This is a genomic window from Sporolactobacillus spathodeae, assembly GCF_016908935.1.
Taxonomy (GTDB): Bacteria; Bacillota; Bacilli; order Bacillales; family Sporolactobacillaceae; genus Sporolactobacillus; species Sporolactobacillus spathodeae.
This window is the reverse complement of the sequence record NZ_JAFBEV010000020.1, coordinates 24,577-41,781: the sequence shown is the minus strand read 5'-3', so window position 1 is coordinate 41,781 and position 17,205 is coordinate 24,577. Positions and strand designations below refer to the sequence as shown.

Below are 17,205 nucleotides of genomic sequence, written 5' to 3'. Positions count from 1 at the left end.
ACTACCCCTTCAACTTTTTTTCTATTCTAACACACCTCAATATAAAAAAAGACATGCAAACTAACTGTGTTTTCCCCTGAAACTGCTAACACGTAGCACTGGCGCTGAATCCGTTCTTTTTGTGAAAGCGGTCATAGGAGCTCAAATAGCTCATGTCAAAGATGTTCATTTCACATGCCATTTGTCTGGCGCACTTCTGCGAGCAGACGGCTGTACACCGCTTCTTGGTAACCGGCCTTCTTCTTCGCCGCCATTTGAATCACTAAATCGTGCAACGCCTGGGATTCAATAGTCTTCAATTTGTTCATACGGTGCCCGTTCATGGGCAAACGTGGATTCGATTCAATATAATCCGCCGCGCTCATCGCCCACAGGCGCACTTGATCCGGATAGCGCTTCAGAATCTGGTCAGCCATTTGCACACCTTCGGGATCGAAGTCGCCCGAATAGTACAAAAGTGCGCCCGAAGCTGCGAGCTTATCAAGCAACATCCAGACGGCGAGACGCAGTTGGCCGTTGGTGCAGACAAGCGGCAAGTCAGGTCGGGCATCAAGGAGCGCACTGTAGACTCCGGAATTTTCGATCAGATAAACGGAGCGACCGAAAGCGGGCAAGACGGAAGCAACTGTCAGCAAATGACGAACGGGCACATTCCAGCTGACGCCTGTATCGACCGCTGCCTGCCACATCGGGTGGACAGCGTCATCTGTTTTCGCCAATAAGCCATTGATCGCGACAAAATTCATGATATCGTCGCGCACAAGATTGAAGTCGAGCAAGACATCGGTCGTATATTCCGTGCGTGATAAAAAAGCACCATTCGTCTCTCGCTTACGTTCCAGGACAGCGATGAACGCCTTCCCGATCCGGTTGCTGGGATCGAGGGCATGGGGATCGCCGGTCAACTGATGTGCAAAAAAGGGCAACCGCGTCGGCTCTTTGGGGAGCTGGTCGAGCGCATGATTGATTAAGGAAAAACCAGCCATGCACGCTGCCGGATCTTCGGTATACCATTCGTAGAGTTGACGCGCCGCCTCAAGTGACGCCATGAACCGCAGATGCGGCAATGCCGCCAATTTTTCCAGGAAAATTCTTTGTTTGGCCGCCTCATTCGCCGTATCCTGTATTTTTGTCGTGAACGGCTGACCAAGCGTCTGTTCCATCGCCGCAAGCAGTGGCGTGTCAACAAATTTTGATGATTGATAGGCTGTCTCGAAAAGCGACCAACGCAACCGCTGTTTCTTTTCCCATTCATAAAGCGGCTTGCTGAGAAATAAAGCAAGCTGGCTTTTTTCAGCCGCGGTGAGCTCGCCAATCGAAAACGTTCCCTTGAGTTCGCCATACGTATGATAGGTTTTCTTCGCTTGACGAAACAATTTGGCAAAGACACTTCTGGCGCGAAAATAGAGCGCCGCTTCATTCGTTGTCAAGGACAACCGCCTCCGCTGGCTGATCCAACAACTCGCGCGCTTTGCCATTCCAATTGTAGGCAATCACCGTGACAAAATCTTGTTTTTCCATGTGAATCAGTTCATAAATATTAAGCGCCGGCACCGTTTCATAATCGCCGAACAATGCCTGTGAGTTCATCATATAATTGAAACCAAGCTGCTCAACCGTTGCGAATTGTTCCGCAATATTGAGTTCATCGACGCCGGCAAATGCTTCGTCAAGCGCGATGATGTACGGCGCGTTTTTACTAGCATCCATATAGCGGGCATAAACTGCCGTGTAAAGCGGTAGATACATCGCAACCGCTTTTTCACCGCCACTGAACGTATAGAAGCGTTGGTTGGTCAGTGGACGACGCGGTTCGCCATTTTTCTGATAATCCATTTGAAAAGTGAACCATTGCCGGTAGTCAAGCACTTCGCGCAAGACTTGATCTAACGTCAATGTGTTCGTCTCATCCTGAACGCGCAGCTTGCATGCCTCGATTTTCGCCCGGAAATGGCGGATCATTTTCTCCAAATCATCGGAAGCCAAAAGCTCCGAATCGCGGCGCAGTAGATCGACGAGATCTTGCGTATCAAGTTCCTCTTCCGTCTCTGCCGCGCGCGGTTTCCAGCTAATCCGCAGCTTCAAATGAGACGAGCTCTTCCGGTTGCTGAGTATTTCGTTCATTTGTTTGACCCATTTTTCCGAACGGTCGATCAGGCTGCGCAGTGTCACGCCAACGGAATGATAGATAATGTCTTCAAACAGTTGTTGATCACGCGCTTCCAGCATCACCGATTGCTGATTGATCAGCCGATCAAGCTGTTCGATAACAAACGAAGGCGTGGCACGGGCACCGCGGTAATCGCATTCGAAGACAAGCTGATGCGTTTTCTCGCGCCACTGTTCCAGATAAGGCAAGAGGTCAGTCTGCACCTCCGCAGCCATCCACTCTTTCTCATCAGCCATCTTTCTATCGTTTATCTGAAGATGATAGTCAAGCAGCATGCCCTGCTCGTTGCGAAATTTCGTCTCGAAGTCATCTGCTAGCCGTTTCTTCCGATCAGTATCTAGCTTGAAATTTTTCAATTGATCAGCAATCAGCCCGCTGAGATCTTTGGGCAACGACGCTGGATCCGGTCGATCGATCGTTTGCAGATTCCGGAACGTGTCAATCCAGGCATCACGCAACTGAGCAAAGAACGCGCTTCGTGTCTGGAATCGCTGTTCATCCGCCTCCAGCTGCGTGATTTTCCCGGTGAGCGTCGCAAGCGTTCCAGAAAGTTCCGGCACACGTTTACGCCCTTCCTCCAATTCCCTTATGACCTGTGCCAGCCTTTGGCGCACTTCATCAGCATTTTTCAGTTTCAGCTGCTGTTCCACTGAATCGGCAGCTAGTCGCTGCTTTTCCTCCGACGCCTGCAGTTCGCTTTTTTCCTGAAAGTACTCATCGCATTCTTCCTGGCTTGCTAATTTCTGTTCGTTCAAGGTAACCATCAATTGCTTAATACGGCGCCGTTGATCGGCCAGATTGATAAAAGCAGAGAGCGCCTCGCGATAGTCGAACGCCGCCTTTTCCGCCGCGCGATACGCATCCAGTTCCAACGGCAGATCATCGGTTGCCGTGTCCTCATTCAATTTATTTTTCAAAAAAGCAGTCTCCTGCTTAAGCCCGGTTAACCTTGCTTCGATACTTTCTTTATAGCGCGTTTCCTGATCGCGTTCACTTTCCTTCGCGGTCCGCTGCTGCCAGGCAAATTTCAGATCACTGTCGGACGGACGCGCCGTCATCTCCGCGCTGTACTGCCGCAGCTGGTTCGCCAATTCCGCTCGTTCACCGGCAAGTGCTGCCTGACGGTCAACCGACGCGGTAATGGCTTGATCGAGTCGTTCGATTTCACGTGTGCGGAAGGCCTCACGACTCGCTTTACCAATGAAGGCTGCCTGGTATTGATCCGAAGCGCGGCCTTCAAGTGAGGGCAGGCGATAGTGTCCCTGCTCATCAATAATGAGTGCCTGCTCACCATCAAGCAAAATCGAATCGATCACCGCCTGGACGAGTTCGACTGGAATCGATGTACCCTCTGGACAATCGGGAACAAGATAGTCACTCAGCGTTTGTGTCATAAACTTTGGATCGGGTTTAAGCTGACGGTCGGCAACAACGTCCAGATCCTGCGTGCAGATGAGTGCATCAAGATAGCCGGCATCAAGCAATGCCGCTTCCAAATGGTCACGGATCGGTTGCGGTGTTTTCGGCGCAAAGTCAATCAACGCGTAGAGTGGCCGGGCATCGATCCCGCGTTTGGCAAGAGAAGCACGGTAGGCGGCAGTTTCTGCCGAGCGCGCCGGCTCCGGATCTTTTTTCTGCTGCCACTCTGCTTTCTCCGCCTTTAACTGTTCCTGAGTTTCCTTCTCCGTCCGCTCTTTCTCAGCAAGCGCCGCATCCCGCATTTGCAGCACTTTTTCCGCTGCCTGCAACGCCTCGCGTACCGGGAGCAGGGCCTCGTCAAACAGCGTCACCTCGCTATAAAGGCCTTCAAGGTTTTGTAAAAATTGTGCCCACTGCGCGTCATCAATTGGAAACGATAGCGAGCGCCGCCATTCCTGTAGCGCGATCTGTAGCCGTTCCTTCTCTGCGCTAAAATTCTGCTGCCATTGACGAATCTCCAGCTCGATTGCCGCGATTTTTTGAATCTGATCACCGAGCCGGCTATCCTCCCGGCGCATCTCTTCACGTTTCTGCTCGTAACGCGTCAGCAGTGCCTGAATCTCGCGTAAATGCGTCATGAAATCCTTGACGCTTTTTTTCCAATAGGTAAATATATCCCCATTCTCGAGATGCGCGGCGTCTGCTAACAACGCCGTGTGTTCGGCAAAATGCGCGGCAACAGCCAAATCACTCATCTCAATACGCAGATCGGCGCTATCTTTATTCAGCGTCTCTAATTCCATCTCCTGCGCGTCGATCTTCCGTTTCAAATCGTCCAGCTGCCTCTGTTTGCGGAAAAGCTTGTCTTCCTGTTGACTGATTTTCATTTGGGTTTTACTCATATTCTTTCGTAACTCTTCCTGTTCATGGACAAGCCGGAACACCTCATGCTGACTCAGATCGTCTCTTTCCTTGCTCAGGACTTCGATTTTCTGTTCCAAACGGCTGTATGCTGCCTGATCGGAAGCCAACTGCTCGGACAAATGCTGACGCTGAGCTGCTGCCTGTTTCCACTGTGTCTGATTGGCTGCATTTTTGCTTGAGGTTTCATTCAGATGATAAGCCAGTTCACTCGTGCAATACGTCCGATACTTCTGATAGCTCCCCGTCAGTTCGCGCATCAACCGCAGTTCTTCTTTTGCCTGTGCCAGTTGCTGGCGTGCTTGATCGATCTGTTCAAGCGTATCAGCCACCGAATGCAAATCGTCTTCCTTCAAAGCCGGCAGCGACTGCTGCAAAATATCGTACATCACCGTCGGCTTGAATTCCTTTGACAGCTTTGGCCGCCGCAATTGAAGCAGCAGTTTAATCAGATCATCATAAATGTCGGTATTATCGAAACCGAAAATCAGCTCATTGACGCGGCGCATATACTCCGCCTGACTGGCAATCAGTTGACTGCCAATCCGATTGCTCAATTCCTGGCGAGTCAGCGGCACAATCTCATGCGCAGATGCTTTGCGGTAGAGCTGGATGTCTCTTCCCACACGACGATTGTCGGTCAACACAAAATACCAGGTTGCCATCGACTTGTGCCGACGCGCCTGCATGCCCATGCCTGTTGTTATGTATTGGTCGAGTCCTTTGCGTTTGTATTCTAAATAGAGATAGCCGGTCCGCTCCTGACGATGGGACACATCTTCTTCGCCGAGCAAGTAGTCTTCCATTTTTCGCGCCGATGAACCGAACGGATCCAGCCGATCTGGAGTCTTTTTCCCGTCCAATAGTACAGTGATAAGGCTGGCCATCGTCACCGACTTACCCGATCCGTTGGCACCGCGCAATAGCATCTTGCCATCGGCAAAATCAAAGACGGCGACGTCATAATACCAGAAATTGATCAGTCCGGCGCGGTTCAATTCCCATTTTTCCTCATTCATTATTTTCCCTCCTTCTTCTGAAAGTCATCGCTATAACGCCCAGAAAAGCGCACGAGCGCTGGTAGCAAAATCACCTGATCGCCGCGCGTCTCCGCGAGCTGCCAAGCACAGGCTTCATCAAGCAGCCGATCGGCGAGCCGGTCCGTTGTCATTTCTCGGAATTCTTTCGACCAGCCGGCTGCAGCGGTTTGCTGCACATTTTGAATCAGCGACAGCCATTCCTGTCTGGATAGTGTCGCTTGGCCGTAGGCGTCACGTACCGGATCCTGCGACCGAATCTGCGCGGCTAACTGCAGCAAGATATCATGTATCACAGGTTGGGCCGGAAAATAGGTATAGCTTTGTTTGCGCTCACTCAGCGTCAGCATCGCCGCGTCCCGCGTCAATTCAAAGCTGAACGGCGTGGTCCGCTCAAAAAAGTCCTCAATGGATCGGCGCTGTACACGAAAATAATTAAAAAGCTGTTCGCTGTTCTCCGATGTGCGAGTCACGACCGGCTCCATCATCAGGCGGCGATAGGCCTCCCAGCGACGACCGTGAGCCTCCAACCGATCGTTGTCTTCATGAGTCAGTGCGTGCCAATCTTTGTATTGATAGATATCCTCGGGATAAGTGCGCATGAAATAACGGGCATAAAGCGTCACCCGGTACAACGCTTCAAATTGTTCATTTTGGGCGAAACGGCCGATGTCGCCTTCAATTCGATCCATCAAATGCAGCTTGAGTAGCTGCGTGACGACGCGAACAAGGGACGTCCGATGTCGATAATTGGTCCAGTCGAGCGCCTCCCGATCGGGATAATTTTCATTCAGTTCTTCAACAAGATGGCTGAGCAGAAAATAATCGTTCTGCTCTTTCGATTCGAGAAATGCCAGAGCGCAGGCAAACAACGTGTAATCCATCACGTCCTGAAAGTCGGTGATCCCCATCCAACTTTTGGGTTCCACTGGAATTTTCTCTAGCTTGATAAATTGCGTATGAACATGAAGACGCAGACCGAACCGGTCATCGAGGACGCGCTTTAAATCCTTTTCCATTCGTCGCAACTGATGGTAACGTTCCGGATTATCTGCCCGCAGAATCCAATAATTTTCAAAAAGACAGGTCAGCCCTTCTTGAATCTGTTCCTCACTGGCAGTCGCCATGTTTTTCATCTCCTTTCTTATGCAATGCTTCCCAATCTGACTCAGCCTATAACAGCAGACGGTCAATGCTTTCCAAGTTTTGACCAGAAAATTCCTTCATTAATATAATTAAAATATCGCCTGGTTCAAGGCAACGATTGTCTACTGAAAAACATAGATCGTATCCGGCATGTCGAGCACACCATCCTCAGAATGAATTTGCACGCGACGCTCTGGATCGACTCGAACGGTCACTCTCTGCCCAAATTCAGTCTGCACCAAATGCCTTTCCTGAAGTTGCGATTTAGCCAGCCAATAGAGCAGTAATTTGCGCGTTTCCTTGTCAATAAAAGTTTCATGCGACAAGACGATCTTTCCTTCGTGGATATACGTGGCAAGCCGCGCCTTAAGCTGTTCTCTTTTTTTCAAAAATTCTTCTTGCGCGGCGCGCTTTTCCTCTTGATGCACTTTGAACGCAGCAGGACGGGTCTTCTCACGGTAGCCCTGAACCCGCGGCGTAATCACTGTCTCACTCGGCTTCTCCTGCCAAAGATCAGCATAGATATCGCTTGTCGCACTCGGCTCGGCAACAAAATGGCGCGTATGGAAGACACCGAAAACCGTTGCTGATAGCTGATGGGCTTCCTCTAGAGTTGCGCAATCATTGAACCAGCGAGCGATTTGCAGAAAGTCTTTCTTACGGCTGCGCCGCTGCTGCAACCGTTCGCCAAAGCGTTGAATAAAACGCGTCATTCGACGAATCGCTTCATTCGTCTGCTGCTGCAATGACAAATACTCGCTCTCCCCTGTTTCATTGCTAATGAACCAGGACTGGATATTGCGCCACGTTGCGTAAAAATCTTCTGATAGCGCCTTTTCGTCTAATTGCTCGCCGCCAACGCGAGGGATCGCCCGCTCATGCACCAGAATAGCTTCTGCTATTTTTGCCAACAACGCAGAATCCGTTGCACGCAAAGCGCTCTGAATTTTCAATGCGGTCTGCTGCAACGCAATAATAAAATCACGCAAATAGTGGATAAATTGATCTTTATAGACAAGGAACGCCTCCGTCTGCATCGACGATTCCATCCGCTCACTATTCAAATAACCGATATAATCGGAAGTATTCGTTTTGATCTGTTTAAAATGGTGTAGCAGATCCTGCCAACCCTCATAGGCATTTTCTTTCGTCATCGTCGGCAGTGCAACAAGTGCCTTCAGCAACCGTTCAAATGATGACTTTTCCAATTGACCGCCAAAAGCTTCGCCTTTTTTTTCAAGCTCGGCAAGGAGTCTCTCAAATTCGACGGTATAGGGCGTCACCTGATAGCGAAACCTCTTCCGCTTATACTCTTCGATCGATTTCGGTTCCTTCATCTCTTGCCGCGGGATGATATTCTTCCAACTGACGAGCGTCGCTAAGTCTTGCTCGAGCATCGTTTCTGTATAATCTTCCATGCCCTTGACCGACCGAACGAAACGAAACACATCTGCCGGATAAAGCAAATCCTTCATCCGCTCATGCTCAATATAAAAGAAGCGCAAAATGATCCGATAGCGAACCGCATTTTCCGCCGTCAGATAAGACGCTTCTTTTATTTTCTGAAACTGCGTCACGTCCATAAATAATCCCTCAGATAATTTTGTATTGTTTGGCAAATCAGCTATTTTTATTTTAGCATAATAGACTTTGGGTAAGATAGGCGATTAATAAATTGGTAATAAGTGTCGGTGGGGGATGGGGAGTTTAATGCTTTTATGATCGCAAAAAATAGGGGGAGCGAGGCTTGATGTAGTACATTGGCCACTTAGATCAGGCATAATTTCCCTTGATCATACTTTCCATGTAAAATTTGATATGATACGATAACAGTGATATTTCAATTCACGCACTCACAGCCATACTTCCCCTGTAAAGCTTGATGTGATACGATTAGAGATCGCAAAACGAATGATCAGTGATAGCCATACTTCCCCTGTAAAACTTGATGTGATACGATCATGAGCTTTTGCATCTTCCACACTTTCAGCCACTTGATGTGATACGATCTCCTTCTACTTTGATGATGCCATAGTTATGCCATACTTCCCCTGTAAAACTTGATGTGATACGATAAGATTAAGAGTAAAAACAAACTGCACTCGCCATACTTCCCCTGTAAAACTTGATGTGATACGATCCGATGGCGATGGCAGAACGCAGCCTCAGGCCATACTTCCCCTGTAAAACTTGATGTGATACGATATACATTGATATTGGATCGGGGTCCATTAAGCCATACTTCCCCTGTAAAACTTGATGTGATACGATGGAAAGGTTGGCCATACGGTTATTGTCGGCGCCATACTTCCCCTGTAAAACTTGATGTGATACGATTAATTGTCTTTTGTTTATATTTCTTATTGAGCCATACTTCCCCTGTAAAACTTGATGTGATACGATTCTGGAACAGGTTGTAGCAAACCCCATTGAGCCATACTTCCCCTGTAAAACTTGATGTGATACGATTCATCCGCGAGATCATTGATGCATAAGAAGCCATACTTCCCCTGTAAAACTTGATGTGATACGATCCTTCAATAGGTCGTCAGATGAAAAGATGGCCATACTTCCCCTGTAAAACTTGATGTGATACGATGCCATCGCCATTGATCGGCGTCACTACAAGCCATACTTCCCCTGTAAAACTTGATGTGATACGATTAATCCCGTATTATTGGCTTGACCTAGCCAGCCATACTTCCCCTGTAAAACTTGATGTGATACGATGCACCTTGCTGACTGCCTGCCGATATGCTTGCCATACTTCCCCTGTAAAACTTGATGTGATACGATAATATCATTGTAAATATCTTCAATTAGATGGCCATACTTCCCCTGTAAAACTTGATGTGATACGATAAAAACTGTGGTTAGACACGTACAAATCGGCCATACTTCCCCTGTAAAACTTGATGTGATACGATAATTTTGGGAGAAAATCGCACACAATCCAAGCCATACTTCCCCTGTAAAACTTGATGTGATACGATGAATCTATGGAAATTCATGTATCGCCCCCGGCCATACTTCCCCTGTAAAACTTGATGTGATACGATGCCGGAAAATCATTCCATGCGACAAAAGAGGCCATACTTCCCCTGTAAAACTTGATGTGATACGATATTTTTTATTGCATTTATCACAAAACTTCGGCCATACTTCCCCTGTAAAACTTGATGTGATACGATTCTTTACTTCAATTAACTCCATACCTTCATGCCATACTTCCCCTGTAAAACTTGATGTGATACGATAAGTTTAATGATTACAGTGCGGATTTAAGGCCATACTTCCCCTGTAAAACTTGATGTGATACGATATGATATAGAACCATATACACCAACTATCTGCCATACTTCCCCTGTAAAACTTGATGTGATACGATTTCGCTTGTTAAATGGTTGCCACATACGGGGCCATACTTCCCCTGTAAAACTTGATGTGATACGATCAGGTTAAAAAGATCCATGCGGTTTACTCAGCCATACTTCCCCTGTAAAACTTGATGTGATACGATCCGAAAAAGATCAAGTCAATTAAGTTCAGTGCCATACTTCCCCTGTAAAACTTGATGTGATACGATCGGAATACCGAACGCCCCATCACCAATCACGCCATACTTCCCCTGTAAAACTTGATGTGATACGATTAATAAATATTTTGGAATAAAGACCGCGCAGCCATACTTCCCCTGTAAAACTTGATGTGATACGATTCACCGTCCCTGCAATGTTTTAATGCCTTTGCCATACTTCCCCTGTAAAACTTGATGTGATACGATAATGCGGTTGCGGGAATCACGTGCGAATTAGCCATACTTCCCCTGTAAAACTTGATGTGATACGATCAATACAAGCGCGCTCACAAGCAATACAAGGCCATACTTCCCCTGTAAAACTTGATGTGATACGATGAAATATTACAGCGGTGAGTCCTTCTCTTGCCATACTTCCCCTGTAAAACTTGATGTGATACGATTAGCGCACCTCGTTTCGTATTTCATGTTCAGCCATACTTCCCCTGTAAAACTTGATGTGATACGATCTGACGCGCATTCCTTCCAGTGTTCAGCATGCCATACTTCCCCTGTAAAACTTGATGTGATACGATGGACGGATTTACGACTGGAAGTACCTGGGCGCCATACTTCCCCTGTAAAACTTGATGTGATACGATTTTACACATGGTAGATCATCAAGTAAAATAGCCATACTTCCCCTGTAAAACTTGATGTGATACGATTTTGAACGATCTGTATTCGGAATTGGATACGCCATACTTCCCCTGTAAAACTTGATGTGATACGATTGAAAACGGGGCATATCGATGCAAAGAATGGCCATACTTCCCCTGTAAAACTTGATGTGATACGATTAGTCCATGGTTCAACCTTGATAACTGCTGCCATACTTCCCCTGTAAAACTTGATGTGATACGATTACCAAATAGCGAATGCCAATCATTCGTGAGCCATACTTCCCCTGTAAAACTTGATGTGATACGATGAGACGTTAGAAGAGTACCTGCGCTTGCCAGCCATACTTCCCCTGTAAAACTTGATGTGATACGATGCAGAAACAACGCACAATATGTTGGTTGAAGCCATACTTCCCCTGTAAAACTTGATGTGATACGATCCGATGTACGGAGAGAAGTTATTAGACTACGCCATACTTCCCCTGTAAAACTTGATGTGATACGATTGTATTGCTGCCGGGAGCCAAACAGTAGGCGCCATACTTCCCCTGTAAAACTTGATGTGATACGATATGCCCCATTCCCGTTTGAAGTAAACTTGGGCCATACTTCCCCTGTAAAACTTGATGTGATACGATCAAAACAAGGACGACCCTTCAAAATCGTGGCCATACTTCCCCTGTAAAACTTGATGTGATACGATAGAGGGGCGCGCCGATAAGCTGCCGAGTTGGCCATACTTCCCCTGTAAAACTTGATGTGATACGATCAAGTCCTGAAGCTGCATCAATAATCAATTGCCATACTTCCCCTGTAAAACTTGATGTGATACGATTCTCTTTTTCCTTTGCCCATAGGTTTCCTTGCCATACTTCCCCTGTAAAACTTGATGTGATACGATAGATTTGGAGGAAGAACTTAATGACAAGACGCCATACTTCCCCTGTAAAACTTGATGTGATACGATTGTCATCACTGCGGTAGCTGCACTAACAGCGCCATACTTCCCCTGTAAAACTTGATGTGATACGATAATCATACGTGTGTCGCCGCGTCACTTTTTGCCATACTTCCCCTGTAAAACTTGATGTGATACGATCATTGGAATGTTGAATATGATAAAGAGATTGCCATACTTCCCCTGTAAAACTTGATGTGATACGATTTTAGGCGCCGCAGACACGCCCTATACACGGCCATACTTCCCCTGTAAAACTTGATGTGATACGATTGTATCATAGCTTTCGTACTCTTTGTTTGGGCCATACTTCCCCTGTAAAACTTGATGTGATACGATAACTCAGGAGGTTTAACAATGAATCAATTGCCATACTTCCCCTGTAAAACTTGATGTGATACGATTGAGATGGTGAGCGTATGATTTTCAAATTCGCCATACTTCCCCTGTAAAACTTGATGTGATACGATACATGCCCCTGAATCCCTTGATACATCCCCATTTCAAGGGATTTCTACTTATAAAAAACAGTGCAAATATGCGCTGTTTTTTGATGTTTTCTTTAATTTTTTTCATTTTATTAGCAAAAAAAATGTGGCCGCTAAAAAGGCAACCCCTAGATCTAAAAAAAATCTGTTTTATTTGCTCCTAATTTTTCCTCAGGTGTATCTTCTCCGAGTAAAATATCCATATTTTCAAACTGTTTTTCTGTTATTTTCATAGAGCGTATAGCGCCATTCACACCCGGGAGATGATCCTTTAAACGTTTCATATGTTTCTGTACGCCGTCCTCGCCATTACATATCCGCGTATATACAGAAAACTGAAGCATTGTATACCCATCTTTTAATAGAAATTTACGGAAGCGGCTATATGCTTTTCGTTCACGAATAGAAGTAACCGGCAGATCAAAAAACACGAGAATTCTCATGAACTTACTCATATGTATGAGTATTGATGTTTACAAGTTCTGGAAGAGTTAAAAGAGAGGCATCTGTTTGCCGGCATGCAGTTGCATAGCTCTTTATCATCTTGTCAACCCCATTTGTAATGCTCTGTTTTTCACCATTCCATATAGCTTCGATATTCAATATTTCAAACAATTTTTGCCGAATTTCTGCTCCCCAATGGTCATCTTCTTTTACATTCATCGCGACAATGACGTCAACAAAAGCACGTAACGGTTCCATAAAATCATCAGCCAGATTGAAAGCATTTGTCTGACTATCATGAAAGACACCAAAACATGGATTAAATCCGTATCGAACAAGCGCTCTTGCAACCAGCGAACGCATGATACTGTATCCATAATTCAGAGCAACATTCCGTGTGTTTTCCTCACGACGCTGGAAACCGTCGCCAAAAGCGGAAGTAAAGTATACTTTTGCCCCATAAGCTTCACGATTACTACGATCGCCGGACTCAACGCTCCGACTAATCGCAAACAAACGATTGGCCTCTTCGCCTTTATTTAAAAGTTGCAGACAATGCGCCTGATTCTCCAACTTACGAATAACTATCTTCTGCCATATCCGCTTGATAAGTGGCTTTGGTAACTTAAGCTGAAGCTCCAACACTTCTTTTTGCCTCGAGTGCTGATTAAATGTCTGTATTACTCCACTTGGCATTCGTTTATGATCGCACAAAATAACTTCTACTTGATATTCCGTGCATTTACTCAGTAATGCACTAGTAATTGTTATTGCCGGATCTTCCAGGGTAATTGTACATACGTCTTCCAATGGAATACGTATGGTTTCATCCTGATGAATCAGCAATTGTTCATCTTTTGTTGAAAGTCTAGAAGGATTACGAATGACTAAGTGACGATATGCCATATTGTTTCTCCCCATGTACTTTTGACAAATTACCTAGTGGATCAACTTGGTATTTTTCTAAGATCAACAAATTTTGAGAGCCTATTTCATCTTTAAAACTCTTCATATGGTCAATAATACCGATCTGAGCAGTTGCTGAATGCACTTTTTTAAAATAGAAATAGCCTTCCTGCCATTCTACTAAATTTCCCAAAAAAGTTTTTGCTTCTTTTTTTCTTTTCATTTTTATATGAAGAACATCATTCGGAAAGATGTTAAATAAAAAACGATAATCATCTGTTATTTCTAACCAATTATCATAATTTTTATGAGGAGTTATAAACTTCTTCGGTTCTCTCCCCGCCAATACATCCGACACATAGACAGGTGCTAAATAAAATTTGCCTGTTTCCTTATTCTGGTATACCTCTGTCCTGACGATACTTGAATTAAATGCAACAGCTTTATCCCTTAACAGTACTAATTGATTCTTTTTTTCTTCAATTTTCACAGACCGAATAATAGAGGCTCTGCTTAAATCTTTTGCAGGTTTATAGAGTGGTTCAATAAATGCTTTTTTAGTATCCTTCCCATACTCAAGATAGCGCTGCTTAATAGCCTGATAAGTTTTGGGATCGGATTCCTTGCCATACATCGGGAAATCACCATTTTTATCAAAAGTAATGTTTTCAAGCCGCGTACGAGTGACGACTCTTATGAATCCATCCTCGGTATTTCCTCTATTGCGTCGCAGTGTCTCGTCATGAATCTGCCCTTTAATTGACCGCTTTGGCATTCTGGAAATGAAGATTGTTTTGACGTCGTCAATGAAATCGGAACCGTAGCTCTCCAGATCCAAACTCTCCAAGGCTAATTTTAATTTCTCAGGATCCTGCATTATCCGGGCTCTGAGTTCCTTAACAAAACCTTCCCATGGTTCAGGAAAATAATCTCCTGTTCTTTTCATGAATTGATGAAGGCTGACTTCACGATGTCTGAAGTACGTACTGACCTCATAGCGAAACGGTTGACTGACGGCAATAATAACCGCATCTACAGCATGATGTAGGTCGCTTTCCTCTCGATTCTTGTTGAATCCCCAGCGTTTCCGCATCAGAGACGTATAGGCACCGTTAACTGTAAAAACATGTTGTTTGACACCTTCTACCTCTCGAAACATCAGATTATTTTCCACAAAATTTTTAAAAAATCGAGTAATATACCTCGTGTCGTTCAAATGACGAGATTTGAACGTCTCTTCCTCTTCATTGTCCATATTTTTCTTTGTCAATAATGATTTTTTCTTCCGGTTGACTTTAAGTGCATTGACATAGGACTCAAATTGTTTCCAGCGATGTTCATCACCGCCGAACCACTCAAAGGGCGTTCTGTCCTTCTTTGCCTGATTCATTTTTGAAAGCACAAGCACCTTATTGGAATTACTATCATCAAAGCTTCGGCTATAGGGAATGATATGATCGACTTCCGCGTACCCTGGTTCAAAGATATTTTCTGCAGGAATCGGTTCTAATGAGTAGGCACATTTACCATCTTGCTGCTGCCATAGCTTGAATTTTAATATATCATGGCCACGGGGATCACTAACCGCCGGAAACAGTTCTTGAATATTTACTTTGGCCTGATCATTCACTGTACGATTTTTATTATATTGTTTCTCTAAATCTCTGCGCTCATTGTAAGGACGGCCCATTTCCCTTGCCAATTCAATGTACATGAAAGTTGGTGATCCGTACCGCTTGATGATTGCATTGACCACTTTTCTCGTCTGCGACAAGGAACGCACCACAACCGGATTACGAATTTCGTCTGCGGGAATCACAGGCAGAAGATGCTGCTTATCCTTCCCGACCTGCTCATTGTCATGATAACCGACTTTTTTGCACGCATCATAATAAGATAAGCCATTTTCCATATAAGGAATTAGTTTATGAAGTGCCTTGAGTGATAAATGACCAAATTTAGAGAATGAGAGACTTAATAACCCATTAATCAGTTCCTCATCAAATATTCGATTAGCCAAATTGACGAGTTGCTTCCCATTTTCATTCACATAGTCATTAGAAAGATAATCTTTCGTATCCTGATCATCTTTGAACACTGTCAGCGCGTACGCAATTGTATCCAGATCCACCGGCCGGTATTGAAGCAGTGCACCTTTCCCCTGCGCATCTTTAATCACTTTACGAATCTTATATTGTTCAGCTAGAGATAGAAAGATGTTACTTTCATTATCTTTTAAAGATTTACCTGGGTCGTAAAAAAGTTCATTAAACTTCTGGTCATCTCTTAGTTTCAGAATTTTTCTCAGATCGGAGTATTTCTGCTTGTCATGATCAAACAAAGCAGGCAAAATTTGATCCCTTTCCTCACTTGTAAGCCCTCGTGAAAGCTCACGTACTGACAGTATTCGTAGCCGATTCAGTTTGTCCAAAGCGCGAAAATATTGAAATGCATAGGAAGCTTTCGGTGCCCGCTTTTCTCCTTTTTCAAAAGTACAGTTACCGATTTTCTTGAATATATCATCCTTCGTTGCGACCGGACGCTGTGCACCCCAAATCGTTATATATGTAGTCTCATTTACCTCTGTTGCAAACCGATTTCCGAATGCACGTTGCTTGGTAAAAATAAGACGAATCTCATGTTCCAGTTCCGAACGAGCGATGACATGCGTATATTCCCCGCCGCGATTCCGCTTCCGTCCGGCAAACTTTTCCGGCTCATTAACGAGCATTTCGGCCACCGTCAGGTAACCTTTTTGCTCCATTAATTCTTTGTTTGCCTTGATAGCCGAGAGTACCTGCCCGTTTTCACCAGACTTTGACTCGCTCTTCCGATTCGACCTATAACCTCTGTTCTTGGCAATATGTATCAGTACTCTAGCAAATTCGCGATCGGTAAGCAGACGTTCAAGAGCATTTACCCGAACCAACCAGATATCAAGATCTTCTTCCCTCCAGTCGTAAAGTTGATCAGTCTGACTGCTTGTCAATAATCCGCGCTCGACAATAAATTGGCGCACTTTACCAACACGATAACGTCGCCGTCTGAGGCGCCGCCTTGCCGAACGCGCATCACGCCTAGGCGCAGCGAGAGATGATCCATTTTTTGGATTTTCTGCCGCATCATATAGACGGGCGCCCAATCGCTCGATCCTCTTTTTTTCCAGATTGATCACCGACCATCCAACTGATGAAATGCCTATATCAAGTCCGATACTATATTTCATAAAAATCAACTCCAGTTGAAATTTATTTTTATATATTTTTAAAATTCAGTCATGAATTATACAAAAAAATGACTAAACCCAAGGCCTAGTCACTTAATTGAGGGAATTCCCTTTCGGGAGGCGATCCCTAACGCCACAGCTTAATGCTTTACCATACAAACCTTGCAAAACTTGATCTGATACGATGCTTGTGATACAGCGATTTCCCCAAATCGCTTACTTATAATGTAAGATTCATAGGACATCTTGTCAATATCTTTTCGGCTATTTTCAACATTTTTTATTGCGCT

The 17,205-nt window shown here is 45.2% G+C and carries 7 protein-coding genes and 1 CRISPR repeat array; all 7 genes read right to left on the bottom strand.

What is annotated here, in order from left to right; genetic code table 11:
* Window positions 1-170 precede the first annotated feature (170 nt).
* A complete protein-coding gene (locus JOC27_RS10215; RefSeq protein ID WP_205007189.1) occupies window positions 171-1,430 on the bottom strand; it encodes a TIGR02679 family protein in 1,260 nt (419 codons plus the stop codon).
* A complete protein-coding gene (locus tag JOC27_RS10210) occupies window positions 1,417-5,529 on the bottom strand; it encodes a TIGR02680 family protein (protein ID WP_205007188.1) in 4,113 nt (1,370 codons plus the stop codon). The genes JOC27_RS10215 and JOC27_RS10210 overlap by 14 nt, the downstream gene beginning before the upstream one ends.
* Entirely contained in the window at window positions 5,529-6,674 is a 1,146-nt protein-coding gene (locus JOC27_RS10205; RefSeq protein ID WP_205007187.1) for a TIGR02678 family protein, read from the bottom strand. The genes JOC27_RS10210 and JOC27_RS10205 overlap by 1 nt, the downstream gene beginning before the upstream one ends.
* 141 nt (window positions 6,675-6,815) lie before the next feature.
* Window positions 6,816-8,276: a TIGR02677 family protein gene (locus JOC27_RS10200; RefSeq protein WP_205007186.1), complete on the bottom strand. Its 1,461-nt coding sequence runs from the start codon at window positions 8,274-8,276 to the stop codon at window positions 6,816-6,818.
* Window positions 8,277-8,485: 209 nt separating this feature from the next.
* A CRISPR array of direct repeats spans window positions 8,486-12,321; the repeat unit is 36 nt; unit sequence GCCATACTTCCCCTGTAAAACTTGATGTGATACGAT.
* A 152-nt stretch (window positions 12,322-12,473) separates the two neighbouring features.
* Window positions 12,474-12,782, bottom strand: a complete 309-nt coding sequence (gene cas2 / locus JOC27_RS10195) for a CRISPR-associated endonuclease Cas2 (protein ID WP_205007185.1) — start codon at window positions 12,780-12,782, stop codon at window positions 12,474-12,476.
* A 4-nt stretch (window positions 12,783-12,786) separates the two neighbouring features.
* A complete protein-coding gene (cas1, locus tag JOC27_RS10190) occupies window positions 12,787-13,689 on the bottom strand; it encodes a type II CRISPR-associated endonuclease Cas1 (protein ID WP_205007184.1) in 903 nt (300 codons plus the stop codon).
* On the bottom strand, window positions 13,661-16,915 hold the full coding sequence (gene cas9 / locus JOC27_RS10185; protein WP_205007183.1) for a type II CRISPR RNA-guided endonuclease Cas9: 3,255 nt from the start codon (window positions 16,913-16,915) through the stop codon (window positions 13,661-13,663). Before cas9 ends, cas1 begins: the two co-directional genes overlap by 29 nt.
* Window positions 16,916-17,205: the final 290 nt, after the last annotated feature.

Excerpts from the sequence above, each read along its gene's own strand:
- JOC27_RS10210 (WP_205007188.1), bottom strand. The coding sequence starts at position 5,529 with ATGAATGAGGAAAAATGGGAATTGAACCGCGCCGGACTGATCAATTTC.
- JOC27_RS10205 (WP_205007187.1), bottom strand. The coding sequence starts at position 6,674 with ATGGCGACTGCCAGTGAGGAACAGATTCAAGAAGGGCTGACCTGTCTT.
- JOC27_RS10200 (WP_205007186.1), bottom strand. The coding sequence starts at position 8,276 with ATGGACGTGACGCAGTTTCAGAAAATAAAAGAAGCGTCTTATCTGACG.
- cas2 (WP_205007185.1), bottom strand. The coding sequence starts at position 12,782 with ATGAGAATTCTCGTGTTTTTTGATCTGCCGGTTACTTCTATTCGTGAA.
- cas1 (WP_205007184.1), bottom strand. The coding sequence starts at position 13,689 with ATGGCATATCGTCACTTAGTCATTCGTAATCCTTCTAGACTTTCAACA.
- cas9 (WP_205007183.1), bottom strand. The coding sequence starts at position 16,915 with ATGAAATATAGTATCGGACTTGATATAGGCATTTCATCAGTTGGATGG.